The 1215-nt window shown below is 45.8% G+C and carries 2 protein-coding genes and 3 tRNA genes; all 5 read left to right on the forward strand.

Annotated elements, in window-relative coordinates:
• The coding region (locus tag BMY60_RS15125; protein ID WP_177166655.1) for a transposase at positions 1–462 on the forward strand (462 nt) is incomplete at its 5' end.
• A gap of 237 nt (positions 463–699) precedes the next feature.
• A tRNA-Tyr gene (locus BMY60_RS15130) sits at positions 700–784 on the forward strand.
• Positions 785–880: 96 nt separating this feature from the next.
• A tRNA-Gly gene (locus tag BMY60_RS15135) sits at positions 881–954 on the forward strand.
• 52 nt (positions 955–1006) lie between these two features.
• Positions 1007–1081: transfer RNA gene (locus tag BMY60_RS15140), tRNA-Thr, on the forward strand.
• A gap of 46 nt (positions 1082–1127) precedes the next feature.
• The coding region (locus BMY60_RS15145) for a GTP-binding protein (protein ID WP_090333656.1) at positions 1128–1215 on the forward strand (88 nt) is incomplete at its 3' end.

Raw genomic sequence — 1215 nt, forward strand, 5'->3', positions numbered from 1 at the left:
TACGATCACATCTGCATGTTGAAAACACTCAAATGTGCCGTGCGTGTCGTCTGGGCCTACCGAAAATCACAATGGGTTGCATTCTTTACCACTGACCTTGATCTCACCGTCGAACAGACCATCGAATACTATGGCGCTCGCTGGAAAATCGAGGCCGGTTTCAAAGAGATCAAGCAGGAAATTGGAAGCATAAAAAGCCAAACCCGAACGCCACATGCCGTCACCAATCATCTCAACTTCTGCATGATGACCACCGCCATCACCTGGATATACGCAGATCGCCTTGATAAAACACCGCAGCGTTGTTACGCTGTTAACAATCGAAGTCACTTCGCTTTCTCCGATGTCAGAAAACTGATTACCAGGGACGCACTTGACAAAGATTTTGTTACCTTTTGCCCGAAACCAGGCAAACCCGGACAAAATTCTCTTATCAATGCATTATTGCGAATGGTCGCTTAGAGAAAAAAGGGAAACTTCAGCTGGCAAATTGACGCTGTGTAAGCAGTGCGTCTGCAGTAATGACAACACCATCAACACCATATAAGAGCTGCCGAAGCCTTGGACATTAATCCGCAATTATTTGTACGTCAACTGTAGATTTTACTGTTTGATACGTCAGGTTTTAATTTTGAGCGGTAAAAATCAATAAGTGTTTGACTTATTGTCTTGATATATTCATAATCACCGGTTTCGTTTGGAGGGGTTCCCGAGCGGTCAAAGGGATCAGACTGTAAATCTGACGGCTCAGCCTTCGAAGGTTCGAATCCTTCCCCCTCCACCAAATGGGATCAATACAGCAGGGCAAAATTGAACAGAGTGGAGTTGCATGCCAATTTTACACTTTTGGTGGCTAGAATTAGCTCCTATTTGAATGTGTGCGGGTGTAGCTCAATGGTAGAGCAGAAGCCTTCCAAGCTTACGACGAGGGTTCGATTCCCTTCACCCGCTCCAACTGGAGTTGTGGGTAATTTAATGTAGTCTTAATAAGGCAATAAAGAAGATTGCCCATGTAGCTCAGTGGTAGAGCACTCCCTTGGTAAGGGAGAGGTCGCCAGTTCAATTCTGGTCATGGGCTCCAGAGATTGTAAACCGGGTATTGACAGCAAGCTTAAAGGGAACAGGTCATGGCAAAGAGCAAGTTTGAACGTTCGAAACCGCATGTAAATGTTGGGACGATAGGGCATGTGGATCATGGTAAGACGACGCTGACGG

Source organism: Nitrosomonas sp. Nm51, assembly GCF_900111165.1.
In the GTDB taxonomy this organism is placed as follows: domain Bacteria; phylum Pseudomonadota; class Gammaproteobacteria; order Burkholderiales; family Nitrosomonadaceae; genus Nitrosomonas.